22 protein-coding genes are annotated in these 25,802 nt (G+C 65.8%); 17 read left to right on the plus strand and 5 right to left on the minus strand.

Annotated elements, in window-relative coordinates:
* Positions 1–20: 20 nt before the first annotated feature.
* The 4 genes from FQK05_RS04580 to FQK05_RS04595 all read left to right on the plus strand — a co-directional run bounded on the left by FQK05_RS04580 (position 21) and on the right by FQK05_RS04595 (position 5,447).
* Complete coding sequence (locus FQK05_RS04580) at positions 21–611, plus strand: hypothetical protein (RefSeq protein ID WP_158964666.1); 591 nt, start codon at positions 21–23, stop codon at positions 609–611.
* Between the two features lie 21 nt (positions 612–632).
* On the plus strand, positions 633–2,486 hold the full coding sequence (locus tag FQK05_RS04585; RefSeq protein ID WP_158964667.1) for a methyl-accepting chemotaxis protein: 1,854 nt from the start codon (positions 633–635) through the stop codon (positions 2,484–2,486).
* A 198-nt stretch (positions 2,487–2,684) separates the two neighbouring features.
* Positions 2,685–3,236: a chemotaxis protein CheD gene (locus FQK05_RS04590; RefSeq protein ID WP_158964668.1), complete on the plus strand. Its 552-nt coding sequence runs from the start codon at positions 2,685–2,687 to the stop codon at positions 3,234–3,236.
* 933 nt (positions 3,237–4,169) lie between these two features.
* A complete protein-coding gene (locus FQK05_RS04595; protein ID WP_158964669.1) occupies positions 4,170–5,447 on the plus strand; it encodes a c-type cytochrome in 1,278 nt (425 codons plus the stop codon).
* A gap of 360 nt (positions 5,448–5,807) precedes the next feature.
* On the opposite strand, the gene tig is transcribed toward FQK05_RS04595, so the two are convergent.
* Together tig and FQK05_RS04605 are read right to left on the minus strand one after the other, a co-directional pair.
* On the minus strand, positions 5,808–7,139 hold the full coding sequence (gene tig / locus FQK05_RS04600; RefSeq protein ID WP_158964670.1) for a trigger factor: 1,332 nt from the start codon (positions 7,137–7,139) through the stop codon (positions 5,808–5,810).
* 259 nt (positions 7,140–7,398) lie between these two features.
* Entirely contained in the window at positions 7,399–8,538 is a 1,140-nt protein-coding gene (locus tag FQK05_RS04605; RefSeq protein ID WP_158964671.1) for a porin, read from the minus strand.
* A gap of 421 nt (positions 8,539–8,959) precedes the next feature.
* Here FQK05_RS04605 and FQK05_RS04610 point away from each other — a divergent pair, with 421 nt between their 5' ends.
* From FQK05_RS04610 to FQK05_RS04625, 4 genes are all read left to right on the plus strand, one after another.
* The gene (locus FQK05_RS04610) at positions 8,960–10,159 is read left to right on the plus strand and encodes a M24 family metallopeptidase (protein WP_199252591.1); all 1,200 of its coding nucleotides are present in this window, start codon (positions 8,960–8,962) and stop codon (positions 10,157–10,159) included.
* 174 nt (positions 10,160–10,333) lie between these two features.
* The gene (locus FQK05_RS04615) at positions 10,334–10,759 is read left to right on the plus strand and encodes a VOC family protein (RefSeq protein WP_158964672.1); all 426 of its coding nucleotides are present in this window, start codon (positions 10,334–10,336) and stop codon (positions 10,757–10,759) included.
* Positions 10,760–10,874: 115 nt separating this feature from the next.
* A complete protein-coding gene (locus FQK05_RS04620; RefSeq protein WP_158964673.1) occupies positions 10,875–11,438 on the plus strand; it encodes a LemA family protein in 564 nt (187 codons plus the stop codon).
* 1 nt (position 11,439) lies between these two features.
* Positions 11,440–11,706 (plus strand): hypothetical protein, encoded by a 267-nt coding sequence (locus FQK05_RS04625; protein WP_158964674.1) that lies wholly within the window; start codon positions 11,440–11,442, stop codon positions 11,704–11,706.
* 10 nt (positions 11,707–11,716) lie between these two features.
* Here the strand turns inward: FQK05_RS04625 and FQK05_RS04630 are convergent, their stop codons facing one another.
* Positions 11,717–12,439 carry a heme-dependent oxidative N-demethylase family protein gene (locus FQK05_RS04630; RefSeq protein WP_158964817.1) on the minus strand — a complete coding sequence of 241 codons (723 nt, stop codon included), beginning with the start codon at positions 12,437–12,439 and terminating at the stop codon, positions 11,717–11,719.
* A 180-nt stretch (positions 12,440–12,619) separates the two neighbouring features.
* On the opposite strand from FQK05_RS04630, the gene dddP reads away from it, so the two are divergent.
* Positions 12,620–13,963 carry a dimethylsulfonioproprionate lyase DddP gene (dddP, locus tag FQK05_RS04635; RefSeq protein ID WP_158964675.1) on the plus strand — a complete coding sequence of 448 codons (1,344 nt, stop codon included), beginning with the start codon at positions 12,620–12,622 and terminating at the stop codon, positions 13,961–13,963.
* A gap of 422 nt (positions 13,964–14,385) precedes the next feature.
* Complete coding sequence (locus FQK05_RS04640; protein WP_158964676.1) at positions 14,386–15,612, plus strand: bifunctional alpha/beta hydrolase/OsmC family protein; 1,227 nt, start codon at positions 14,386–14,388, stop codon at positions 15,610–15,612.
* A 108-nt stretch (positions 15,613–15,720) separates the two neighbouring features.
* Here FQK05_RS04640 and FQK05_RS04645 read toward each other — a convergent pair whose 3' ends face one another.
* The gene (locus tag FQK05_RS04645) at positions 15,721–16,113 is read right to left on the minus strand and encodes a DUF6314 family protein (RefSeq protein WP_233270357.1); all 393 of its coding nucleotides are present in this window, start codon (positions 16,111–16,113) and stop codon (positions 15,721–15,723) included.
* A 120-nt stretch (positions 16,114–16,233) separates the two neighbouring features.
* Between FQK05_RS04645 and purB the strand changes: the two genes are divergently transcribed.
* The 6 genes from purB to FQK05_RS04675 all read left to right on the plus strand — a co-directional run bounded on the left by purB (position 16,234) and on the right by FQK05_RS04675 (position 21,782).
* Entirely contained in the window at positions 16,234–17,538 is a 1,305-nt protein-coding gene (gene purB / locus FQK05_RS04650) for an adenylosuccinate lyase (protein WP_158964678.1), read from the plus strand.
* 146 nt (positions 17,539–17,684) lie between these two features.
* The gene (locus tag FQK05_RS04655) at positions 17,685–17,849 is read left to right on the plus strand and encodes a hypothetical protein (protein ID WP_158964679.1); all 165 of its coding nucleotides are present in this window, start codon (positions 17,685–17,687) and stop codon (positions 17,847–17,849) included.
* 172 nt (positions 17,850–18,021) lie between these two features.
* Positions 18,022–18,546: a tetratricopeptide repeat protein gene (locus FQK05_RS04660; RefSeq protein ID WP_158964680.1), complete on the plus strand. Its 525-nt coding sequence runs from the start codon at positions 18,022–18,024 to the stop codon at positions 18,544–18,546.
* Positions 18,547–18,665: 119 nt separating this feature from the next.
* The gene (locus FQK05_RS04665) at positions 18,666–19,850 is read left to right on the plus strand and encodes a FliG C-terminal domain-containing protein (RefSeq protein WP_158964681.1); all 1,185 of its coding nucleotides are present in this window, start codon (positions 18,666–18,668) and stop codon (positions 19,848–19,850) included.
* 131 nt (positions 19,851–19,981) lie between these two features.
* The gene (locus FQK05_RS04670) at positions 19,982–20,878 is read left to right on the plus strand and encodes a DMT family transporter (RefSeq protein ID WP_158964682.1); all 897 of its coding nucleotides are present in this window, start codon (positions 19,982–19,984) and stop codon (positions 20,876–20,878) included.
* Between the two features lie 16 nt (positions 20,879–20,894).
* Positions 20,895–21,782, plus strand: coding sequence for a lysophospholipid acyltransferase family protein (locus tag FQK05_RS04675; protein WP_158964683.1), 888 nt, complete (start codon positions 20,895–20,897; stop codon positions 21,780–21,782).
* A 117-nt stretch (positions 21,783–21,899) separates the two neighbouring features.
* Here FQK05_RS04675 and FQK05_RS04680 read toward each other — a convergent pair whose 3' ends face one another.
* Positions 21,900–22,625 (minus strand): DUF1223 domain-containing protein, encoded by a 726-nt coding sequence (locus tag FQK05_RS04680; RefSeq protein ID WP_158964684.1) that lies wholly within the window; start codon positions 22,623–22,625, stop codon positions 21,900–21,902.
* 335 nt (positions 22,626–22,960) lie between these two features.
* Here FQK05_RS04680 and acnA point away from each other — a divergent pair, with 335 nt between their 5' ends.
* Entirely contained in the window at positions 22,961–25,708 is a 2,748-nt protein-coding gene (gene acnA, locus FQK05_RS04685; protein WP_158964685.1) for an aconitate hydratase AcnA, read from the plus strand.
* The last annotated feature ends 94 nt before the right edge of the window (positions 25,709–25,802 follow it).

Genomic DNA, 25,802 nt, shown 5'->3' on the forward strand with positions numbered 1-25,802 from the left:
CCCCAAACGAAGGAAATCGAATGAGACTCTTCAACCGAATTGCCAAGGCCGGCGCCGTTGCGCTGCTGACCCTCCCGATAGCGACTGCGTCCGGCGCCGACGATTTCACCGGCATCCTGACGGAACTGGGCAACACGGCCATCCGTGACCTTGCCAACGATCCCCAGGTGATCTCGGCCGTCCAAACCCAGAACCTGACGACCTACGGTTACGATCAGTCACAGATCGATGCACTGGACACCAAATGGGCCAACCAGACGGCGATCAACGGTCCGATGGTCGCGGAAACGCTGGGCAACCCCCTGTCGCAGCACCTGCTCGCCGTGGTCGAGGACAATCGTGGCCTCTTTGCCGAAGTCTTCGTAACCGATCACCTCGGCCTGAATGTCGGGCAAAGCCACGTCACCTCGGACTACTGGCAGGGCGACGAACCGAAATGGGACGTCCCCATGCATACCGACGACATCCATATCGGCGAAATCAACTTCGACGATTCGTCGCAAAGCTATGTCGCTCATGTCAGTCACCCGATCCACGACCCGGACACCGGCAGCCTGATCGGCGTCATCGTGGTCGGCGTGAACGTCGAAGTCCTGGCTGACCTCCAATAACTGCAACCGGCGGAGCGTGATATGGAAAACACCGCAGCAGGCCGCCTGGTCGGCACCCTTATGAAGCGACCTAAGATTTCCGGTGTCGGCCTTCGGTTCAAGCTGGCCTCGATTGTGGTGCTGGGCTTCTTTCTGTCCTTTGCCATCGTGGCCTGGCTGAATTTCTCCAGCCAGTCCCGCCAGATGGAAAGCTTCGCCGCCGAGACGACGCGGGCGCTGACCGGCCAGCTGGGCCAGCAAATGGCCGCCTCGCTGAAGTTCCAGCGGACGGAACGGCTGCGCGACATCTATGACACCGTGCTAAAGAACAAGAAGATCCACCTACAGGATATCGTCGTCCTGGATTCCGAAGGTGCCGTCGTAGATCAGTTGAAAGAAACCGGCAGCAACGTCTCCGAACTGGTGGCCCTGGGACGCAAAGTGCTCAATTCGGGCGAAGCTGAGGTCGTCCAGGACAACGGGCTGATTCAGGTTGCGCAGACCGTCCGCACAGGCAAGGACAACGAGACCGTGGGCGCCGTCGTGATCCTGTGGGACCTGACCTACGAAATGGGCCTGCTCCTCCGAAACTCGATGATCGCATTGGGCGTGGCGTCGATCGCCATGCTGGCCGGCCTGGGCGGGATCATGTTGTCCATCGGCAAGATGGTTAGCGGGCCGCTGCTGCGGGTGACCAATGCCATCGAACGGATTGCCGATGGCGACTATGTCACCGCCGTGCCGGACATAGAGCGTACGGACGAGATCGGGCGCATCTCCCGCCATCTGAGCGCCTTCCGCGACCGCCTGGCCGAGGAAGAACGGGCACGGGCAGAACGGGCCGCCAGCGAGGCACGCAAGCACGATCTGTTCGATCACCTCAGCGCCTGCCTGGGCCAGGTTTCGGAAGGCGATCTGTCGCCCCGCGTGGACGTGGCGATGTCCGATGGCCTTGGCGACAGCTATCGCCAGGTCTGCTACGACCTGAACACCCTGCTGGAAAACTTCAGCGACGTGATGCTGACGGTGGTCGGTACGGCCGAAAGCGTGCGGGCCAGCGCCATCGAAATCAGCCAGGTGGCCGACGCACAGTCGCAACGGTCCGAAGCGCAGGCCTCGACCCTGGAAGAATCGGCGGCAGCCCTGGATGAACTGACCAACAGCGTAAAGTCCGCCGCGGTCCACGCCGCCGAGGCCGACAATGCAGTGGCAGAGAACCGGCGCCAGGCCGAGGCGAGCGGCGACATCGTCCGCAATGCCATTGCGGCAATGAAGCAGATCGAGGAATCGTCCAGCCAGATCACCCAGATCATCGGCGTGATCGACGACATCGCGTTCCAGACCAACCTGCTGGCCCTGAACGCAGGCGTCGAGGCGGCGCGGGCCGGCGAATCTGGTCGGGGCTTCGCGGTCGTCGCCTCGGAAGTGCGGGCCCTGGCCCAACGTGCCTCGGAATCCGCGCGCGAGATCAAGGACCTGATTTCGAAGAGCGGTCAGCAAGTGAACGAGGGCGGCATGCTGGTCAGCGAGACCGGAGATGCCCTGGCCGAGATCATCAACCGGATCCGCAAGGTGTCGGAACTGGTCTCGAACATCGCCGCATCGATGCGCGAACAGTCCACGGGCCTCGAGGAGATCAACTCCGGCATCAACGAACTGGACAAGGTGACCCAGCAGAACGCCGCCGTGATCGAGGAAACCTCGGCCGCCAGCCAGGCGCTGTCGAAGGAAGCCGAACGCCTGAGCAGCACGCTGGACCGGTTCCGTCTCGGCGGCGACAAGCCTGTGGCTGCGGCCGCGGCCCCCGTCTCTGCCTTCAAATCGAGCGCGGGCGGCGGTGCGTCGTCCAGGGGATCCGCGGCGATCAGCCACGATGCGGGCTGGCAGGACTATTGACGGCCCGACAAGGGTCAAGCCCGGCGCGACAGGTATCGCGCCGGTCCGCTCAGCCCGGCGGGGATCCTTCGCCCGGCCCGCAATCCCGTCGGAGACAGCCGGATCCAGGCCCCTCATCCGACGCAAGCCAAACCCTGATGGTCCTTCCCGCCATGGCGGCCTTCCCGGACCGGATCGACAACCGAAGCGACGTTTCCGATGATTGAAAACGGACTCAGAACGATCACGGTCCTTCAGGGCGAATACAAGCTTTCGGCCGAACCTGACGTCGTGCTGGTGACCATCCTGGGATCCTGCATCGCGACATGCCTATGGGACGAGGGAGCAGGCGTGGGTGGCATGAACCACTTCCTGCTACCCGGCGATCCGGACGACAAGAACGGCAACCTGCGCTATGGCGTCAACTCGATGGAACTGCTGATCAACGCGATGCTGCAAAAGGGTGCCAGGCGCAGCGAGCTGCGGGCCAAGGTTTTTGGCGGCGCCAAGATGACCAAGGGCAGCAACAGCATCGGCAAGAGCAACTCGGAGTTCGCGTTCTGGTTCCTGGCCGAAGAAGGCATTCACTGCGTCGCCCATTGCGTGGGCGGCACGATGGGCCGCAAGATCCGGTTCCGCCCCAGTACGGGACAGGTGCAGCGCATGTTCCTTCAGGACGCGATCCCGTCAGAGCCGACGCTGGTGCGCCCCAGCCGGCCCTCTGCCCCTCCGGCAGCAGCCGGCGCGGGCGACATCACCTTGTTCGACTGACCGACAGACCGGAACGGCGCGTCCGACACGTTCTGGCGGCGCGCCGGTCGGTGCGCTGCTTGCCACCAGGACCCAGTCAGCCAATCTGCCGGTCCGCATCGACTGGAGGACTTTCGCCATCTCTGGCCGCGGCCACTTCAACCGCTGCAAGGCGCTGCAAAAAGAATGGCCTCCCATCGAAACGGGCCAGATAGCAAGACCCGCTGACAGGGCCCGCTCGCAAGGAGGGCGCAGCGCCCGGATGCACGCGTCGTCCTCGACGGCTCCGCGGCCGGCGATTGCGCAAGTGCCACAGCCGTCGCTGCGACCATCCAGCGGTTGCAATCGGGTCTTGGATCTCTGATCAGAGTCATGCAGCCTGAGCGGCAGAAGTTGGGGCCGCTGTCCGGGTCATGTGAGTTTGATGGGTAGTCGGTGTGGCCGGATCTGCGCTGCGAGGGCAATCATGACGAGTGATCCTTATGGGGCCGCCACGCCCGGACGCTGTGCGACCGGGCGACGGTCGTGCCGATTGCGCCGGCACCTAGGCCCCCAGCCCAACCCCCAGGTTCGCCCATGTCGCGAACCAATTTGCACCGTCCAACAAGATATCATTCGCGGATCCTGGCAGAGCCAGGTCCGACAGTCCTATCCGGGCCCTGCACGCAGCATCGCCCCCCGCACCTTTGCGGAACGCGCCCCGCGGCGCGCCAAGATGCGCCATGACAGTGCCTTTTACCGTCAGATCCCGATCCGCCCGAACCCGGCCGCATATGCGTGCCGCCATCCGGGTGTGGACGTCTTGCGCGGGGCCTTTCGGCGTCTCCGTGCAAAGAACGCTTCGAAATCGAACGCCGCGGCGGTTACAATCGCAAGACGGGTAACCTTCGCCATCGTAAAGCCATGCGCGCCCAGTTCCAGCAGGGGCCGCGCCATACCAAGGAGAGTTGAGGGATGCTGAGACTCATATCTGGGCTGATTTTCCTGGGCGTCGTGGGCCTTCTGGGCTTCGGCGTCTTCATTCTGGTCTGGGGGGTGCCCCGGGCCGAGGAACGCCCCACGCTGACCGCCGCATCGGACATCCAGGATGGGCAGTACCTTGTCCAGCTGGGCGACTGCGCGTCCTGCCACACGGCCGAGGGCAAGGCCGACGAACTGGCCGGCGGCTATCCGATGGAAACGCCCTTCGGGACGATCTATTCGCCCAACATCACGCCCGACAAGAAGACCGGCATCGGCAACCTGACCTCGGCCGAGTTCTACCAGCTGATCGCCTATGGCGCGGATTCGATCTGGGCGCCGCTGTACCCGGCGATGCCCTATACCTCGTTCCACAATGTCGACCGCGACGACAGCGACAAGATCTTTGCCTACCTGCAAAGCCTGAAGCCCGTTGACCGGCCCCAGACCCCGAACGAAATGGGTTTCCCCTTCAACATCCGCCCCGCCATGTTCGGCTGGGATTTCCTGTTCGCCAGCCGCGAACCGTTCCAGCCAACCGAAGGCAAGGATGACGTCTGGAACCGCGGCAAGTGGATCGTCGAAGGTCTGGGCCATTGCGGCGAATGCCACACGCCCCGGAACGCCCTGGGTGCGATGAAAACCGGCAAGGACGACGCCCTGTCCGGCGCCGTCCTGGGCGCATTGGAAGCCCCGGACATCCGTCCAGCGGCGCTGGCGGAACGGGGCTGGACGCGCGAGGATCTGATCATCTTCCTGCAGACCGGGGCCGCACCGCAGGGATCGGCCTTTGGCGAGATGTTCCTGGCAGTCAAGAACTCCTTCCGCCACATGACCAGTGACGACCTGAAAGCCGTGTCCACCTTCCTGATGGACGTCCCGGCGGACGAACCCACCAAGGGCGAAAAGCTGGTGGCCGCGATGGGCGACAAGGCCGACCCGAACAAGGCGGGCCAGGCGCTGTTCCTGTCCAATTGTTCGGTGTGCCATGGCGACAAGGGCCAGGGCGTCCAGGGGGCGGTGCCGGCATTGATGGGGAATTCGACCCTGGGCGAACCCGGCGGACGGAACCTGGTGTCGGTCGTGACCAACGGGATCGAACCACAGCAGGCCGACGCCAGCTCCAACGCCTATGGCCAGATGCCGTCCTTCGGCGACCGCTTCTCGCTGGAGCAGATGACGGATCTGGCGAATTTCGTCCGTGCGAACTTTGCCCCGGACGGCGCCTCGCTGACGCCACTGACACAGGCGGAGGTGGCCGCAAACCAGTAACCCCTGCCCCATCGGACAGGACCGGCCGCCCCCAGAGGGGGCGGCCGTTTTCGTTTCGGTGTCAGGGAAGAGAGCCACAGCCGGGGACCCGTCCCCCCTTCACTGGCGGCCAAGGGCCGCATCGCTCGCCGGCCGCCCGTCGGCCCCTCCACACCATGGCCCCGCGCATCGGCGGCGAGGACCGGCCGCCGAAAGGCCAAAGCGGTCCCCGTGATCGCCCACAACCTTCAGAAGCCGGCCCTTGCCGTCACCTTCCCCCAGCGAAACCGTGTAGGGCCCCGCCCGGACGGCAGGGCATGAAAAAACCCGCCGGCCCAGGGCCGACGGGTTCGAATTGTCCGGGAAACCGTCAGGGGTCGATCAGACCTCTTCCAGATCCTCGACCGCCTTCTGCAGGTCGTCCTTCGACACTTCCTTGTCGGTCAGCGTCGCCAGCTCGAAGACGTAGTCGACGACCTTGTCTTCGAAGATCGGCGCGCGCAGTTGCTGTTGCATCTGCGGATTCTGCTGAACGAATTCGAAGAACTGGCGTTCCTGGCCCGGATAATTGCGGGCCTGCGCCATGACCGCCTGACTCATCTCGGCGTCGGTGACGCTGATCTCGGCCTTCTCGCCCAGATGGGCCAGCAGCAGGCCCAGACGCACGCGGCGTTCGGCCAGCTTTTGGTGCTCTTCTGACGGCTCGATCGAATCGTGGTTGTGGTCGTGAACCTCGGGGTGTTCCTCGTGCCACAGCTGGTGCGCGATCTGGTCGGCCTCGGCCTTGACCAGCGTCGGCGGCAGCTCGAAGCTGACCAGGTCGTCCAGCTTGTCCAGCAGGCCACGCTTCATGATACCGCGGGACGCGTTGGAATACTCGCTTTCCAGCTGTTCCGAGATCCGTGCCTTCAGCGCTTCCAGGTCATCGGCGCCGTATTTCTTGGCCAGCTCGTCGTCGATGGCGGCTTCGGCCGGGGCCTTCACTGCCTGCACGGTGCACGCAAAGACGGCTTCCTTGCCCGCCAGATGCTCGGCACCGTATTCCTCGGGGAAGGACACGGTCACGTCACGCTCTTCACCGGCCTTGGCACCGACCAGTTGCTCTTCGAAGCCCGGAATGAACGAACCCGAACCCAGGACCAGCGGATAGCCTTCGCCTGCGCCGCCGTCGAAGGCTTCGCCGTCGATGCGGCCGACAAAGTCGATCACGACCTGGTCGCCATCGGCAGCTTCGGCGCCTTCTTCCTTGTCGGCGAATTCCTGGGCGTTCTTGGCCAGGCTTTCCAGCGCCTCGGTCACCGACGCGTCGTCGGCCTTGACCACCAGGCGCTCCAGCGCAATGCCCGACAGGTCCACTTCCGGGATTTCCGGCAGCGCTTCATAGGACATCTCGACCTGAAGGTCGTCGCCTTCCTTCCAGTCCTCGTTGGTCATCTTGACCTCGGGCTGAAGGGCCGGACGCTCGCCCGTGTCCTCGAAATGCTTGGACATGGCGCCGTCGATGGTTTCCTGCATCACTTCGCCCATGACGCGCGGGCCGAACTGCTTTTTCAGCAGGGCCATCGGGACCTTGCCCTTGCGGAAGCCCTTCATCTCGATGTCGGGCTGGGCTTCGGAGAGTTTCTCGTTGACCTTCTCGTCCAGCTCGGCAGCCGTCACCGTGATGGCGTAGCCGCGTTTCAGTCCGTCCTTGAGCGTCTCGGTGACCTGCATTCCCGTATCTTCCTGGCGCATGTTCGGTGCGGGCCTGCGTGAACAGGGGCCGCGGATGACAAAAGGGCCCGGACGAAAGTCCGCCGGGCCGCGCGAATTTGCTGCCTTCTAGAGACCTCGCAGCAGAGGTTCAAGGGGAGAAGCGCGCCCGCATGCCTGTGGTTGCTGGGCACCCGGCACCGGTTTGCCTGCCGGACCGACGACGGACCGCCCCTGCCGGGAACGGCCCGTCCGGTTCAGGCGGGGGCCAGGGGGCCGCTCAGAAGTCCCAGCGCATGCCGACGGTCCAGTTGTCGGCGTCCATATAGGGATTGCCCGGCTCCTGATAGTCGTAGGAGCGATAGCCGGCATAGACCTGCATGTTGGCGTCGTCGAAATACTGCGCGACACCGATCCCCCACGAGGTCGAGGTCGAGCCGGAGACGTTGTAATCCTCGCCCCCGAAGTAGTCGATCACGAAGGCGGTCATGCCCAGCGGCGTGAAATGGGCGTTGTAGCCGGCCGAGACATAGTCATAGCGCCCGTCGCCATGCTGCCGTGCCGAGGCCACGGCAAAGTTCAGGCCGCTGCCGAACTCGATCGCGATCGACGACATTGTGCGCCTGCGGTCGGGCTGGCCCGGGGTCTGCTTGACTTCGTAGCCCACGCCGCCATCGACCTTGGTGGTGCCGAACTCCTGCTTGTAGTGGATCTGGGCGTCCGTGTATTTGTCGTCGGATCCTTCGGTCAGGATGTCCTTGCCGGTGGCGACGCGGAACTGGAAGCCGCCAAAGAAGGGCGTGTCATAGCGGATCCGGCCGCGGCGGCTGGGATCCAGGCCGTTGAAGCTGTTGCCGACGGTGGCCTGTCCCAGCAGGCCGTTGGCCTGCCTCAGGAAATAGCCGCCGTCCTCGTCCTGAAGTTCGTTCAGGATCGCCATCTGCACGCCTTCGAAATTGTACTGCGTGACCCCGTCGGCCGCCATCGATCCCTGACCCGCAAAGAAGGTCCCCCAGGGTCCTTCCAGGCTCAGATCGGCCCAGCGGATGCTTTCGCGGGTCCAGTTATAGGCCTTGGGATCGTTGGTCTGGTTGTAGGCACTGGTGGACGCGAAGCCCAGCGCGGTTTCCAGCCGGATTCCGAAGGTCAGCCCGTCCGACAGAGGCTGGGCCAGGCGCATGCCGATACGGCTGGGCGCGGTATCGTTGTCGGCCAGCACGCTGCGTGTCTCCTGCCCGTCCGAGAACTGGACCCAGGCCGGGTTGAGGAAGCCGTAGAAATCGACGGTGCCACCGGAACTGTTGGTGTACCGGTGCTTCGGCGCCGCTGCCGCAGGGGCGGCAACGCCGATCAGGGCCACCGCCAGCGCAGCCTGCGAAACGTAAAGGGGAAAGGCACGGGAAAAGAGGGAACTGGTCATGTGTCACCTTGGTCAAGCGTTGGGAAACTTGGGGTCGGGTATCCCCAGTCGATGTAGGTTTCGTGATCCCGACAAGGTTCCGGGCACCCGCAGGGCCCAAGAATCCGCCCGCAGTGTCGCGACGGTAACGTTTCGGAACGCCCCGGCGCCCCCGCCGCCCGATGTTGCCGGTCGGTTCGGCATTTTGCCGGTCTTGCGGAAACAGGCGCCCGGTGACGGCGCGAATCTGCCCATTGCCCGGCTTCGGGGGAACGGTCCGGCGCCACCCGGCCCCGGTGCAGGCCGCCGGCGGGACCGTCCGATCCGGGCCCGAAGCCGCGATTCGGGTCGTGCGCGGACGGTCTGCGGCCCCAGGACCATTGCAATATGCGCCGCCGCGGGCTTGGCTGGGGCCGACATCTGAACCACCGACCGGGGATCCATGGAACACGCTGCCGACCTGCCGACCGCCCTGCCCTTCGACATGACCGAATACGACCGCCGGCTGCGCGCCGTCGATGCAAGGATGGAGGCGGCGGGGCTGGACGCACTGATCGTCGCCGACCCTTCCAACATGGCCTGGCTGACAGGCTATGACGGCTGGTCCTTCTATGTGCCGCAGGCGGTGATCTATCGGCCCGGATCGGCGCCCTGGTGGTGGGGCCGCTACATGGATTCTTTCGGCGCGCTGCGGACGGTCTGGCTGCCTGCCGATCATATCCTGCATTACACCGACGATTACGTGCAGGCCGGCGCTCGCCACGCGATGCAGGACCTGTCCGCGCAACTGGCAGGCCTTGGCATGGGCACCCTGCGGATCGGGGTGGAGCTGGACAACTACTACTACTCCGCCCGGGCCCATGCCGAACTGGTGCAGGGCCTGCCCGATGCGACGCTGGTCGATGCGACCGGTGTCGTGAACTGGTGCCGGACGGTGAAGTCCGAGGCGGAACTGACCTTCATGCGCCGCGCCGCACGGATTTCGGAAACGCTGGTCGATGGCGTGCTGGACCGGATCCGCCCGGGCCTGCCCAAGAATGAAATGGTTGCCGGGGTCCTGTCGGACATGGCGACCGGCGCCGACGGGCACTGGGGCGATTACCCGGCCATCGTGCCGCTGCTGCCGTCGGGCGCCGATGCCTCGGCCGCGCATCTGACCTGGGACGGGCGACCCTTCGCTGCGGGCGAGGCCACGTTCTTCGAACTGTCGGGCTGCTATCGCCGCTATCACGCGCCGTTCTGCCGGACAGTCTACCTGGGCGAACCGCCCGACCGCATGCGCAAGGTGGAAACCGCGCTGGTCGACGGGCTGGAAGCAGGGCTGGACGCCGCGCGGGCCGGCGCCGTGGCGGGCGACGTGGCGCGGGCGCTGCATAGCACGCTGGCCAAGCACGGCATCACCCGGACCGGACGCTGCGGCTATCCGATCGGGATTTCTTACCCGCCGGACTGGGGCGAGCGGACAATTTCCTTCCGCGAAAGCGACGAGACGGTACTGGAACCCGGCATGACCTTCCATTTCATGCCCGGCCTCTGGATGGAGGACTGGGGGCTGGAAATCACCGAGACGATCCTTATCCGCGAAGGCGGCCCCGCGGAAAGCCTGTGCAACCGCCCGCGGGAACTCTTTGCGGTGGTCTGAAGACGCGGGCGGCGCCATCGCGCCCTCACCGGCCCCACCCGCCCATCCCGGCGCGGAACGCGCAGGGCGTGTGGCTGAAGGGCGATGGCAGGTATCCCATGGCGCGCCAATTCGGCGCTAGGGATCTGGACAGGATCCGGCTAGGCTTTGGCATTCCCAACAGAGGTCGCCAGGATGAAACCCCGCATCAGCATGATCACACTGGGCGTCAGCAACCTGGACCGCGCCCGCCGTTTCTATCGCGACGGGCTGGGCCTGCCGGAATTCCCGACGCCCGGCGACGTGGCCTTCTTCGACCTCGACGGCACATGGCTGGGCCTTTACGGCCGGGCCGAACTGGCGCAGGACGCGGATGCCGACGACGACGGCCAGGGTTTTCCCGGTGTCACGCTGGCCCACAACCTGACATCGCGCGCCGAGGTCGACGCGCTTTATGCCGAAGCTCTGGCTGCCGGCGCCACCGCCGCGAAACGTCCCGCACCAACCTCCTGGGGCGGCTATTCCGGGTATTTCCAGGACCCCGACGGGCATTTCTGGGAAGTGGCCCACAACCCGCATTTCTGGATCGGCCCCAAGGATCCGGACCCGGCCCGGGCCTGACCGACACCTGACCCGCATCAGCCGCGTTGCCGACCGCAGGCTGCGCACGTATCCTTGCGCGCACAGGACGGCGCCGTTGGACCGGCCCGCCGGACATGTTTGGGGGGACCACCGCATGGTGATCTGGATCGGACTGGGCATCGCGGTCCTGGCCGGGATCTATGCCATCTGGCTTTACAACCGGCTGGTGGCCTACCGGCAACGCACGCGCGAGGCGTGGTCCGACATCCTGGTCCAGATGCAGCGCCGATATGACCTGATCCCGAACCTGGTCGAGACGGTCAAGGGTTATGCCGCGCACGAGAAGACGACGCTGGACGAGGTGGTCGCCGCAAGGAACGCGGCCGTGGCCCAGACCGGCACACCCGACGAACAGGCCACGGCCGAGGCGACCCTGAACGGCGCGCTGGCCCATGTCTTCGCCCTGTCCGAAAACTATCCCGATCTGAAGGCCAGCGCCAATTTCCAGGACCTGCAGCACGAACTGTCGGATTCCGAAAACCGCATCCAGTCGGCCCGGCGCCATTACAACGGGTCGGTGAAGGCGCTGAACACTGCCATCGAAAGCTTCCCCGGGAACATCGTGGCGGGCCTCTTCCACTTCACGCCAGAGCCGTTCTTCGAACTGGAAGCCGGCACCGCGGCAGAGGTCGAACGCCCAGTCGGCGTATCCTTCTGAGATGACCGGCAACGGCCAGCGGCTGATCCGGATCCTGGGCGGCCCTGTCGTGGCCATGCTCGCCATCGGCGGCCTGACAGGGCAGGCCCGGACGACCTCGACCTATGACGGCGCCACGCCCACCGGCCGCGAACCCGTCTCGGCCAACCCGCTGACCGGCACGATAGGCAGCGCGATCGAGGCGCAGGCCCGCGCGGTGTCTGCGCGGTCCGGCTCCGGCTCTGGCGGGGGCGGATCCTCGGGCAGCGGCGGGTCGGGCGGCTGGTAGGCGATCGACCCTAACCCAGGTCCATGACAAAGGTGTGGATCGTGAACAGCACCGCCTTCGTCTTTGGCAGGCGCAACAGGTTCTGGCGTTCCGACCGCAGATAGCGCCCGTCGCGCTTGGCACCAGACACGCGCTTGCGACTTTCCAGTTCCGGCTGGAACAAGTCCGGGTTCGTGTACCGAAGCACGTTGAACCGCCACAGCGGCCGGCCCACCTGGATCCCATCGAACAGGCGCTGCACCCGGCGGGCGATGTTCTCGTCGTAATCCGGCACGGGCACGTGGATGCGCAGCAGCGGCTTCATGAATTTCTCGGCCAGGGTCCAGTTCGCGGGAAAGCACAGGACGGCGCCCGTCAGCACATGTTCGTCGTCACCGTCGGACTTCTGAAGGATGTTGAAATCCTCCTGCACAAGACGCCCGACCGTGCCCAACGGATCGGACCGGTCGATCGGGACGGTCACCCCATCGGGCCGCGTCACCTGGTCCCCTGCCCCCGGATAGACATGGGCCAGCACCATCTGCAGCAATTCGTCGGCCGCGGGCCGCGCAGCTTCGTTCAGCCGCAGCACGTCGTCCCGCCGGTCCGCCAGCAACCGGTCGCGCAGCGCCATCTGCCCGGCATAGGCATCGTCGCGCAGCAACCAGTCTTCCATCGCCATGGGCTGGATGCCCGGCAGTGGCCTTTTCGCGTCGATATCGTACGGTATCGCGCTTTGCAAAATCGGTTCCATCATCTGTGTCCCGGCCCCCTTGGCATCGCGTGCCTTCGCCTTGCGTTCTTCGCCCATCGCCGCGCCGCGGTAAAGCACCGGCAAGGCGCGGAAAACGACGCGGTGCCTGTCGTAAAAAGGAAGGACCGGCGCCCCGGGCTGACCGACGCTCGGACCGACACACTCCCGGAGTTTTCAGGCATGAACCTGCACTATCGCGACACGCGCAAGATCGACCCGACCCGCGGCGACATGCTGGGCGACGGCACGCCGAACGATGCCAACCGGGTGGAAATCGGGCCGACACCGCTGGCCTTCGCCGAATGGGCCGAGGCCGGGCTGCAACTGCCGAACCTGCCGACGATGCGCGAATACCGCTGGCAGCGGCTGACCCAGGCTGTGGTGGCCCGCAATTATGCCGGGATCCTGCTGACCGACCCGCTGAACATCCGCTACGCCACGGATTCGACGAACATGCAGATCTGGAACATGCACAATCCGTTCCGGGCCGTGCTGCTCTGCGCCGATGGCTACATGGTCCTGTGGGACTACAAGAACGGCATGTTCCTGTCGGCCTTCAACCCGCTGGTCAGGGAAGTCCGGACCGGTGCCGACCTTTTCTATTTCGACCGCGGCGACAAGGTGGGCGAGGCGGCCGAGGTGATGGCGAAGGACATCCGCGCCCTGCTGGCCGAACACGCGCCGGGTAACACGCGCCTTGCTGCCGACAAGCCGATGCTGCACCTCTCCCGCGCGCTGGAGACACAGGGGCTGGAGCTGTTCGATGGCGAGGAAGTCTCGGAAAAGGCGCGCTCCATCAAGGGCCCGGACGAGATCCTGGCGATGCGCTGCGCCATGATGGCCTGCGAGCGCGCCGTAGGCGAGATGGAGCGTTTCGCCCGCGAGAAGATCCCCCTGGGCAACGTGACCGAGGCCGATGTCTGGGCAGTTATGTCCGCGGAAAACATCCGCCGCGGCGGCGAATGGATCGAAACGCGGCTGTTGTCTTCCGGCCCCCGGACCAATCCCTGGTTCCAGGAATGCGGCCCCCGAGTCATTTCGCAGAACGAGATCCTGGCCTTCGACACCGACCTGGTGGGCAGCTACGGCATCTGTTCGGACATCTCGCGCACCTGGTGGATCGGCGACACGGCCCCGCCTGCGGACATGGTCGATGCCATGCGGCACGCGCACGAACACATCATGACCAACATGCAGCTTCTGCGCCCCGGCGTGTCCTTCCACGACCTGACCCACAAGGGCCACGTGCTGGAGGACCGCTACCAGGCGCAGAAATACGGCTGCAAGATGCACGGCGTGGGCCTTTGCGACGAATGGCCCCTGATCCTCTACCCCGACACCGAGATCGAGGGCGCCTTCGACTACGAGATCGAGCCCGGCATGGTCTTCTGCGTCGAGGCGCTGGTGGGCGAGGTCGGCGGCGATTTCATGATCAAGCTGGAAGACCAGGTCCTGATCACCGAAACCGGGCACGAGAACCTGACCGTCTACCCCTTCGATCCCCGCCTGATGGGCGCCGCCTGACCCCTGCGGGTTTGGTGCGTGGCAGGCACGCACCCTGCGCCTCCTCCCGCCCCCCGACACATTACCACTTCCGCACCCGCCCCCTCGCCCTTCGCCCGCGGACCCGCCCTCACCTCCAAACTTCTTCGATCTCCAAATACCCTTGGGGGGAGTCCGGGCCACAGGCCCGGGCGGGGGGCAAAGCCCCCCAGCCACCCCGACGCCCGACTGCACCCGGGAACTCCCCGCACTCCCCTCCGTAGGGTGCGTGCTCCGCACGCTCCATCCACCGCCCATGCACCGACCTGCCCCGCCCAAGGCAACCACCCTCCCCCGCAACGTCCGACCAGGCAGCGCCCCTGCCGCCTCTGGGCTCCTGCCCCTCGACCCGCTACGATTGAAGCGCGGGGGCCACAGGCCCCGGAACAGACGGAGACCCAGACATGCCAACCGAACGCGTCACCTTTCCCGGCCATGGTGGCGACCAGCTGGCAGCGCGGCTGGACCTGCCGGACGGACCCGTCCTTGCCACCGCGCTGTTTGCGCATTGCTTCACCTGTTCCAAGGACATCCTGGCCGCGCGCCGGATCGCCGGCCGGCTGGCCGCGATGGGCTTTGCCGTCCTGCGGTTCGATTTCACCGGTCTCGGGCATTCAGGCGGTGAATTCGCCAACACGACCTTCACCTCCAACGTGGCCGACCTTGAAGCCGCGGCCCGCTATCTCGACGGTCGCGGCATGGCGCCGTCCCTCCTGATCGGCCATTCGCTGGGCGGGGCGGCGGTGCTGAAGGCCCGCGCGGGCATCCCGTCCGCCCGGGCCGTCGTCACCATCGGCGCGCCTTTCGACCCGTCCCGCACCCTTGAAAACTTCGGCGAAGCCCTGCCCGACATCGCCCGCGACGGTCAAGCGCGGGTCACCCTGGCCGGCCGTCCCTTCACCATCGGCCAGGACTTTGTCGAAGACGTTTCGGCCACCCGTCTCGAACCTGCCATCGCCCACCTGCACGCGGCTCTCCTTGTCCTGCATGCACCGCTGGACGAAACCGTCGGGATCGACAACGCGACCCGGATCTTCGTGGCCGCGAAACACCCGAAGAGCTTTGTCACGCTGGACGATGCGGACCACCTGCTGGACGACCCGGCGGATGCGGACTATGCCGCCGCGGTCATCGCCGCCTGGTGCAGCCGCTACGTGCCGATGGACCGCCCCGCCCCGCCGCCCGGCGCGCCCGAAGGCGTGGTCCGCGTGTCCGAGGTGTCGCCCGACGGGTTCCTGCAGGACATCCAGTCGGGTCCCGATCACCACCTGCAGGCGGACGAGCCCAAGGACGCCGGCGGCACCGACCGGGGCCTGTCGCCCTACGGTCTGATCGCCGCAGGGCTGGGTGCCTGCACGTCGATGACGATCCGCATGTATGCCCGCCGCAAGGGCTGGCCGCTGACCCATGTCAGCGTCGATATCAGCCACGAAAAGATCCACGCACAGGATGCCCAAGGGGCGGAGACGGGCCAGAAGATCGACCGCTTCGACCGGAAGATCCGCCTGACGGGGGACCTGACCGACGACCAGCGCGCCAGTCTCCTGTCCATTGCCGACCGGTGCCCGGTCCACCGCACGCTGGAACACGGGGCACAGGTGGTCACGACCGAAGTCATCGATACCGCCTGACCCGACCGGCCCATCGCATCGCCCCCGTGGCAGGTGGTTAGGCAGGTCCGGCGGATCCATCCGCCCGGGATAGGACCCCGCGGGCGCGATGCGCCACACGACGCAGGCTCAGCGCGTATAGGTGCTGGCCATCCGGTAAGACTTCCGCGGGCCCTCGACCGTCCAGACCGTGGCAAAGGACGGCCAGCCGGAAAAATCATAGTCCACGACGTAGTGATCCGGCGCGCAGTGATGTTCGGCCCGGCCACCCTCGACCGGCACCGCGTGAAAGAACCGCCCGTCATCAAAGAAGACCTGCAGCCCCGGCCGCCATAGGTAGCGCCGCGTGCCCTGCAGGGCCGGCTGGTCGCCGATCTGCAACAGGCCCCGCTCCTCGCAGGTCAAGCCCGCGCCATCCGGCGTCCAGACCGCCTCGCCCTCGAACCGCGCCTCCGGCCCGTCGGCCTGCACGATCCGCCGCGACAGGCGCCAATGCCCGGCAAAATCTTCCAGATCGCGCACCTGCGTCCCCCCCCTGCCGATATGGGCAAACCGTCCCAGCCTCTCCATGCCCGCTTGAGATTGCGGGACCCACAGTCTATGTGCAGGCGCATCTTCCCGACAAGCAGGACCCGCCGCGCCATGATCCCCCGCTATTCCCGTCCCGACATGGTCGCCATCTGGAGCCCCGAGACCAAGTTCCGCATCTGGTTCGAGATCGAGGCCCATGCTTGCGACGCCATGGCCGAAATCGGCGTGATCCCGAAGGAAAACGCCAAGGCCGTTTGGAAGGCCAAGGATGTCGAATTCGACGTCGCCCGCATCGACGAGATCGAGGCCGTGACCAAGCACGACGTCATCGCCTTCCTGACCCACCTGGCCGAGATCGTGGGCAGCGACGAAGCCCGCTTCGTCCACCAAGGCATGACCTCGTCCGACGTGCTCGACACCTGCTTCAACGTTCAGCTGACCCGCGCGGCCGACATCCTGATCGCCGATCTGGAAGGTCTGCTGGCCGCGCTGAAGCGCCGGGCCTACGAACACAAGGACAGCGTCCGCATCGGCCGCAGCCACGGCATCCATGCCGAGCCCACGACCATGGGCCTGACCTTCGCGCGCTTCTACGCCGAGATGGACCGCAACCTGTCCCGGATGCGCGACGCCCGGTCCGAGATTGCCACCGGCGCGCTGTCGGGCGCCGTCGGCACCTTTGCCAATATCGACCCGTCGATCGAGGAACATGTCTGCGACATGCTGGGCCTCGTGCCCGAACCGATCTCGACCCAGGTGATCCCGCGCGACCGCCACGCCGCCTTCTTCGCAACGCTGGGCGTCATCGCGTCCTCGGTCGAAAACATCGCGACCGAAATCCGCCACATGCAGCGGACCGAGGTGCTGGAGGCCGAGGAATATTTCTCCCCGGGCCAGAAGGGCTCGTCGGCCATGCCGCACAAGCGCAACCCGGTCCTGTCGGAAAACCTGACCGGTCTTGCCCGCCTTGTCCGGTCGATGGTGATCCCGGCGATGGAGAACGTGGCGCTCTGGCATGAGCGCGACATCTCGCACAGCTCGGTCGAACGCAACATCGGGCCCGATGCGACCGTGACGCTCGACTTCGCGCTGGCGCGCCTGACCAGCGTCATCGACAAGCTGGTCGTCTATCCGCAGCGGATGCTGGACAACATGAACAGCCTGTCCGGCCTTGTCATGTCGCAGCGCGTGCTTCTGGCCCTGACCCAGGCCGGCGTCAGCCGCGAGGACGCGTACCGCCTGGTCCAGCGCAACGCCATGAAGGTCTGGGAACACGGCGCCGACTTCAAGACCGAGCTTCTGGCCGATCCCGAAGTCACCGCCGCCCTTCCCCCCGCGGTGATCGAGGAGAAATTCGACCTCGGCTACCACACCAAGCATGTCGACACGATCTTCGCCCGCGTCTTCGGCGACTGATCCCTTTCGAGAACGGTGGTTTCAGGGGCGCCCCTTGCAAGGGGCGCCCTTTTCGCATGGAATTTCCTGCAAACACGAATGAATGATTTCGCAGATGGCGGGAAGGCTGGTACTTTTCACCATTGGTTCAAGCAATGGAGGACAAGATGATCGTGAAGACCGTACTGACCGCCCTTCTTCTGACCGTTGTGCCCGCCCTCTCCTATGCGATGGGATGCGGCAACGAACGCGAACAGCAGGTTCAATCCTGTGCAACCGGCACCCACTGGGACCCGGTGAAACTGTCCTGCGCGCCCATCGCCAGCAGCTGAACGCCCCCGGGCCGGTCGCGTTTTCCGCCCTGGCCCGGCATCTTTCCGCGCGCCGCGCGGACTTTTTTCGATCGGGTCCGAAAAAAGGTTGAACCGTTCGGGCCCCGCTGGCGACAAACTGCATGTAACGATGCAATCGACCCCAGCTCACTTGCCAGCACCGGAGATCACAATGCGCTTTCTGCTTCCCCTCGTCCTTATCGTGCCTTCCGTCGCCTTCGCGGCGGGCGATGGCGCCGCCCCGAAACCCAGCAAGACGACCAAGTCCTGTAAGAACGGCCAGGTCTGGGACAAGAAGTCCAAGTCCTGCGTGAACCCCAGCCATCATGGCCTGGACGAGGACACCCTGTACCAGGCCGCGCGCGAGCTGGCCTATGACGGGCAGTACCAGGCGGCGCAGCACGTCCTGGCATCGATGGCGGATCCGCAAAGCGATCGCGCCCTGACCTATTGGGGCTTCACCTATCGCAAGATGGGCCAGATCGAGACGGCGAACGCCTTCTATGAACAGGCCATCGCCAAGAATCCCGACAACATCCTGGCCCGGTCCTACATGGCGCAGGGCTTCGTGACCGAAGGCCGTACCGACGATGCCATCGCCCAGTGGCGCGAGATCAAGGCCCGCGGCGGCGAAGGCACCTGGGCCGAGGCCTCGCTGCGCGAAGCGATCCGGACGGGCATGACCTACAACTACTGACATTCACGGCGAAAAATCTCCTGCCCCGGCCCGTCCGGGGCAGTTGCGTTTAAGCGGCTCTTAACGCTGCCGCGGCTAGGATCGGTCTCGATTCCGCGGTTCAGGTGGATGGAGTGCAGATGCAGGCCGAAGACACGCTTCCCCAGCTTCCCATGGCCCCCTTGCCGGGGCTGCCGAATCCCGGCGGGTTCGGCGACGAGGACGATATGGGCTTTCAGCCCATGGGCGGGTTCGACACCGATTACGACGATGCAGAGGACGACTATCCCTCTGCCTGGACGGAACCCGAACCTAAACCGGGCCTCGACCAGGCCTCCAAGGCCGCCATCGTCGTGCGCCTGCTTCTCTCCGCCGGAGAGGACCTGCCGCTGGAGGAACTGCCGGTCGACCTGCAGACCCGGCTGGCGCAGCGGATGGGCGCGATGGGCATCGTCGACCGCGGCACGCTGGTCAGCGTGGTCCGCGAATTCACCCGGGCACTGGAAGGCGTCGGCCTGACCTTCCCCGAAGGCCTGGCCGGCGCGCTGCAACTGCTGGACGGCAAGATCAGCCCGCTGACCGCGGCCCGGCTGCGCAAGGAAGCCGGGGTAAAACAGGCCGGCGATCCCTGGATGCGCCTGCGCAGCCTGCCCGCGGAAGAGATCCTGCCGCTGGTCCAGCAGGAAAGTATCGAGGTATCGGCGGTCCTTCTGTCCAAACTCGACACGCCCAAGGCGGCCGAAATCCTGAGCCGCCTGCCCGGTCCGCTGGCCCGGCGCGTGGCCTATGCGGTGTCGCAGACCGGCAAGGTCACCCCCGAAGCGGTCGACCGGATCGGGCTGGCCCTGGCCAGCCAGGTCGACATGCGGCCGATCCTGGCTTTCACCGACAACCCCGGCGAACGTCTGGGCGCCATCCTGAACGAGGCGTCGGCGGCCACGCGCGACGACATGCTGACCTCGCTCGACGAACAGGATGCCGATTTCGCGACGCGGGTGCGCAAGTCGATCTTCACCTTCGCCCATATTCCCGCGCGCGTGCGTCCCCGCGACGTGGCCACCGTCCTGCGCGCGGCCGACCCGGCCGCCCTGCGCACCGCACTAGCCTTTGCCACGGACGATGAAACCAAGCCTGCCGCCGACTTCATCCTGTCCAACATCTCGTCCCGCATGGCCGCCAATATCCGCGAGGAACTGGCCGAACTGGGCATCCCCCGCCGGAAGGAGGGCGAGGCCGCGATGGCCATGGTCGTCGCCGCCGTCCGCGAACAGGCCCGCGCCGGCTCCATCACCCTCGTCACGCCGGAAGCCGAGGAGGAAGGCTGAACGGACACTCTCGCCACCGCCGCCCCATGCGCTCGCCGGTCGAAGGGTCTGAAGGCGACGTTGCGACGACAGCGGCGCGGAATACTGCAGGAAGATGGACAAACCCAAGCCAGCGCCATATCCGGGGCCTCATGGCCTCAAGTCCCTCTGCCTCATCCGCACCGCCCGCTTCGCTGACCGATCTGCGCGGCCGTGCGATCCTGTACATGCTGCTGGCGACGCTCTGCTTCTCGCTGATGGATGCGAGCGTAAAGGGGCTTGCGCCGCGGGTCGGCGTTCTGCCGTCGCTCTGGGTGCGTTATGCCGGGCAGATGCTGCTGGTCGTGATCCTGGTCGCGCCGCGCCTGCGCACGGTGGCCCGGACCCATTTGCCCGGCCTGCAATTCGCCCGGTCCGTCCTGCTGATGGGTGCCACGGCCTTCTTCTTCACGGCGCTCAGCCTGATCCCGATCTCGGACGCGGCCGCGCTGATGGCGGTGAACCCCGTGCTGGTGACACTGGGCGCGGCGCTGTTCCTGGGCGAGGCCCTGGGCCCCCGCCGGATCATCGGCATCGTCGTCGCCATGATCGGCGCCATGATCGTGATCCGCCCGGGCAGCGGCCTGTTCACGACCGATGCGCTGTTCGCCCTGGCCGGTGCGGTCTGCTATGCCTCCTACGCGCTTCTGACCCGCAAGGTCGGATCGCAGGAAAGTCCCTGGACGTCGCTCCTTTACACCGGGGTCGTGGGCACCGTGATCCTGTCTGTCCTGGTGCCCTTCGCCTGGGTCACGCCCGACGGCCCGGCACTGGCGCTGATGGCGGCCACGGTCGTCTGCGGCACTCTGGGACAGACCTTCCTGATCCGCGCCTTCTCGATCGGCGAGGCGGCGATGCTCGCACCCTTTGCCTATGGCACGATCCTCTTCTCGACCGCCTGGGGCGCATTCTTCTACGACGAATGGCCGGCGGCCTACACCATCCTCGGCGCGCTTGTGATCGCAGGCGCCGGTATCTATGTCTGGTACCGCGAGACCCGGACACGCTAAGAAGACGGCCCCAGCGATGCCAGTTGATCCTTCGACCCTCTCCCGGGGCCAGCGCTTCGGGTACTATACCTCGACCCTTGCCGTCCGGGGGATGCTCGGCCTGTTGCGCCTGGTGCCGTACGAAAAGCGCATCGCGACCATGGGCTGGATCGTTTCGAACGTCTTTGCCGGACCTGCGGGCTTTCGCCGCCGGATCCGCCGGAACCTGGCGATGACCTGCCCCGACCTGCCGGAAGACGAAGTCCGCCGCCTGTGCCGCACCGTGCCCGACAACGCGGCCAGGTCGATGGCCGAGCTGTTTTCCGGCGACGAATTTCGGGCCCGTGCCGACAAGTGGCCGGTGACCGGCCCGGGGGTCGAGGCCGCGGTCGAGGCGCAGGCCGCCGGCCGGCCGATCATCTTCGTGACAGGCCATATCGGAAATTACGATGCCGCGCGGGTCGGCGTCAGGGGCCTGGGCGTGGGCTTTGGCGTGCTCTACCGCCGGATGGCCAATCCCTATTTCAACGACATCTATGTCGAGGCGATGCTGGGCAATGGCGGGCCCCTGTTCGAACAGGGGCGCAAGGGCATGTCACAGCTTTTCCGGCACCTTCGCGGCGGCGGCAATGTCGCCATCGCGGCGGATCTCTATGTCCAGGGCGGTCAAGTGCTGCAGTTCTTCGGACAGCCGGCGGTGACCTCGACGGCCTCGGCCGAGATGGCGCTGAAATTCGATGCCCTGCTGATCCCGGCCTACGGGATCCGCCAGCCCAACGGGCTCGACTTCGAGATCGAACTGCACGACCCGATCCCCCATACCGACCCGGTCACGATGACCCAGGCCATGAACGACGATCTGGAAGCGCTGGTCCGCACTCATATGGACCAGTGGTACTGGATCCACCGCCGCTGGAAGCAGTAACCCCGCAAGGCCCCGGAGCGCGCCATGTGCGCGAGGCGGATGCGGACACGCATCCGCCGGGGTGGGCGGGTGGGCGCACGTGGCGCGGTCCGGCCCCGACGCGTATGATCGATAGCGCTAGTCGACCCGCGCCGAGGCGACGATGGCCCCCGGTCCCGGTTCCTGCACGATGACCGCCGCCGGCCGGCCTTCGGCCACCGTCGCGGTCAGTTTCGCGGGCCCCTGCCCGTCCCAGTGCGCAATGGTCCGCCAGTCCGTCACGATATTTGCATAATCGATCTCGCGCCCCGCATTCTCGCCCTTGGCGATCTGCACCCGGCGCAGCGGTTCATAGGACACGATCTGCACGTCATAGCCTGCACCGGCCGCCAGCGCCGCCAGCGGCGTGACCTCGACCGACACGTCCGCCCCGTTGCGTACCGCCGTCACCCGGGCAACGGGCGCCGCGGCCGCGTGCTGTGCCAGAAGCTCGGCCAGCTGACCGCCACGGGCGCCCACGACATCCTCCTGGCCCATCACCACCATCTGCGGTGTATAGATCATGTCGCGCCCGGCATGGTGGGCATAGGCCCGCTGCCGCGCGGAAAAGGCCGGATCGGCCAGGTCGTCCTGCCAGCCCAGATAGTCCCAGTAGTCGACATGGAGCGCCAGCGGCAGCACGTCGTCCCGTTCCGCCAGCGCATGCAGCAGCTTGTCGGCCTTCGGACAGGACGAACAGCCCTGCGAGGTAAACAGCTCCACCACCACCGGCGCCGTGCCTTCGGGATCCGCCGCCGCCTGCATTGCGCTGACCCCCAGGGCCAGGCTGATCAGGGCAGAACGGAACGAATAGGTCGGTGTCATGGGCGGGCCGGTTTCAGTTGTCGAATGGCAAGTGTCCTATGCGCCCCGCACCCGAATCGCCAATCAATGTTTCTTGAGACAGCCACCCCCAAGCCTCGATTTTCCGTGAGTGCCTGCAACATGATCACGGCCGCCAATCTGCCGCATGCGCCCAAACCCCCGAAACGGCCTCGAAAACCGGCCCTGCCCCTTGTCCGGGCCGCCTGGGGCCCCACGTTGTATGCAATAGCATACCAAATTTGACGCATTGGCCCGCAAGCCTATTGATCGTCGCCCGGCGCTGGGGCAGAGAGACCCCGAGCCACCTTCACATCCACCCCCATAGGGAGGCATTCATGCCGATTACCGTTGGACAGGACACCAGCCAGACCCGCAAGACGTTGACCGTGGGCGGCCAGACCGTCTCGTACTACTCGATCCCGGCCGCGACGGCGGCGGGCCTCGGCGACTTCTCGCGCCTGCCGGCCTCGCTGAAGGTGGTGCTGGAGAACATGCTGCGGTTCGAAGACGGCAAGACCGTCAGCGTCGACGACATCAAAGCCTTCGCCGAATGGGCGGAAAAGGGCGGCGACAACCCGCGCGAGATCGCCTATCGCCCGGCCCGCGTGTTGATGCAGGACTTCACCGGCGTTCCCGCTGTGGTCGACCTGGCCGCCATGCGTGACGGCATCAAGGCGCTCGGCGGCGATCCCCAGAAGATCAACCCGCTGAACCCGGTCGACCTGGTCATCGACCACTCGGTCATGATCGACGAATTCGGCAACCCGCGGGCGTTCCAGATGAACGTGGACCGCGAGTACGAACGCAACATGGAACGCTACGAGTTCCTGAAATGGGGCCAGGGCGCGTTCAACAACTTCCGCGTCGTCCCCCCCGGGACCGGCATCTGCCACCAGGTGAACCTGGAATACCTGGCCCAGACCGTCTGGACCGACACCGACCAGAACGGTGATCTGGTTGCCTACCCGGATACGCTGGTCGGCACCGACAGCCACACCACCATGGTCAACGGCGCGGCCGTGCTGGGCTGGGGTGTGGGCGGCATCGAGGCCGAGGCCGCGATGCTGGGTCAGCCGATCTCGATGCTGATCCCGGAAGTCGTCGGCTTCAAGCTGACGGGCGAAATGGTCGAAGGCACCACCGGCACCGACCTGGTGCTCAAGGTCGTCGAAATGCTGCGCAAGCACGGCGTGGTCGGCAAGTTCGTGGAATTCTACGGCGCGGGCCTTGATAACCTGCCGCTGGCCCAGCGCGCCACGATCGCCAACATGGCCCCCGAATACGGCGCCACCTGCGGCTTCTTCCCGATCGACGACGAAACCCTGCGCTACCTGCGCCAGACTGGCCGCGAGGAAGACCGCATCGCTCTGGTCGAAGCCTATGCCAAGGAAAACGGCTTCTGGCGGGACGCGGATTATTCCCCGGTCTACACCTCGACCCTGGAACTCGACATGGGCGAGATCGTCCCGGCGATCTCGGGTCCGAAGCGTCCGCAGGACTACCTGCCGCTGACCAAGGCCGCGTCGGCCTTCACCAAGGTCGTGGGCGACTATCGCGGCATCGACATCAGCGATGCGGCCAAGGACATGGCGGACGAAGGCCCGGTGGCCACCAAGCCGGTCAGCATCAACAAGTCGGCGGCCGTCGAAGGCGAAGATTACGAATTGACCGACGGTTCGGTCGTCATCGCCTCGATCACGTCCTGCACCAACACGTCGAACCCCTATGTGCTGATCGGGGCCGGCCTGGTCGCCCGCAAGGCGCGCGCCCTGGGCCTGAACCGCAAGCCCTGGGTCAAGACTTCGCTGGCGCCCGGTTCGCAGGTCGTCACGGAATACCTGGAGGCCGCAGGCCTGCAGGAAGACCTGGACGCCGTGGGCTTCAACCTGGTGGGCTATGGCTGCACGACCTGCATCGGCAACTCTGGCCCGTTGCAGCCAGAAATCTCGAAGGCGATCAACGACAACGACCTGATCGCGACCGCTGTCCTGTCGGGCAACCGGAACTTCGAAGGCCGGATCAGCCCGGACGTCCGCGCCAACTACCTGGCCTCGCCGCCGCTGGTCGTGGCCTATGCACTGGCCGGCGACATGAACATCGACCTGACCACGGAACCGCTGGGCAAGGGCAAGGACGGGCAGGACGTGTTCCTGAAGGACATCTGGCCGACCAACCACGAGATCGCCGAGCTGGTCGAGAAGGTCGTCACGCGCGAGGCGTTCCGGTCCAAGTATGCCGACGTCTTCAAGGGCGACGCCAAGTGGCAGGAAGTCGAGACCACCGACAGCGAGACCTACAACTGGCCGCCGACGTCGACCTATGTCCGCAACCCCCCATATTTCCAGGGGATGACGATGGACACCAAGTCGATCGAGAACATCGAGGGCGCGCGCGTCCTGGCGGTTCTAGGCGACATGATCACCACCGACCACATCTCGCCGGCCGGCTCCTTCAAGGAAACCACCCCGGCCGGCAAGTATCTGGTCGAACACCAAGTGCCCGTGCGCGAGTTCAACTCGTACGGGTCGCGCCGCGGTAACCACGAAGTCATGATGCGGGGCACCTTCGCCAACATCCGCATCAAGAACGAGATGCTGGACGGCGTCGAGGGCGGCTATACCAAGGGCCCCGATGGCGAACAGACCTCGATCTACGACGCATCGATGGCCTACCAGGCCGCGGGCACCCCGCTGGTGATCTTCGGTGGCGAACAGTACGGCGCGGGCTCCTCGCGCGACTGGGCGGCCAAGGGGACCTATCTCCTGGGCGTCAAGGCCGTGATCGCGGAAAGCTTCGAGCGGATCCACCGGTCGAACCTGGTCGGCATGGGCGTCATCCCGTTCGAGTTCACGGGCGGCGACACCCGCAAGACCCTGGGCCTGACCGGGGAAGAGATCGTGGCGATCCACGGGCTGGACACGATCAAGCCGCTGGCCGAGGTGCCCTGCACCATCACCTACGCGGACGGCACGGAAAAGACGATCACGCTGAAGTGCCGGATCGATACCGCGGTCGAGATCGAATATATCGAAAACGGCGGCGTGCTGCACTACGTGCTGCGCAACCTGGCCCGCGAAGCCTGATCCGCGCATCGCCAACGGTTTTCGAAGGGCGCCCCACGGGGCGCCCTTTTCGATTCAGCCCTCCCCTCGGGTTCGCAGTCGGTTTACCCTCTGC

It is taken from the genome of Chachezhania sediminis, from assembly GCF_009765275.1.
Classification (GTDB): Bacteria; Pseudomonadota; Alphaproteobacteria; order Rhodobacterales; family Rhodobacteraceae; genus Chachezhania; species Chachezhania sediminis.